Source organism: Paracraurococcus ruber, from assembly GCF_004353985.1.
Taxonomy (GTDB): domain Bacteria; phylum Pseudomonadota; class Alphaproteobacteria; order Acetobacterales; family Acetobacteraceae; genus Paracraurococcus; species Paracraurococcus ruber.
In genome coordinates, this window is sequence record NZ_SMOA01000723.1 from 1 (window position 1) to 377 (window position 377).

At 80.1% G+C, this 377-nt stretch carries 1 protein-coding gene; it reads right to left on the bottom strand.

The genetic code is table 11. The annotated features are described in order from the left end of the window. Window positions 1–377, bottom strand: a 377-nt coding sequence (locus tag E2C05_RS33915) for a hypothetical protein (protein WP_456306556.1), incomplete at both ends; no start/stop codon positions are given.

Sequence of the window (377 nt, forward strand, 5' to 3'; positions counted from 1 at the left end):
CTGCGCCGGGCGGCGGCCTGGGCAAACAGCGGGTCGGGCGCGGCGGCGCCGGGCAGGCGCCGCAGCCGCGCCACCGGGCGCGCATCGAGCCGCGGGCCGGGCTCGCCCCGCGGGAAGGGCTCGATCGCCAGCGCGATCCCCTCCGCCGCCGCGGCCATGCGGAACAGTTCGGCGAAGCAGCCGAGACCGATGGTGATCTGGCGGTCGAAGGGATCGGTCGCCGGCAGCCGCCGCCCGAGGTCGCAGCGCAGCAGCACCTCCCCCGGCCCGGCCAGCTCGATCAGCCAGGGCTGCCGGTTGTGCGGGTTGGGCGCCAGCACCGCCCAGGCGGCGGCGCGCAGCCGCCAGTCGGGATGCGCCGCGGCCGGCGCGGCGCG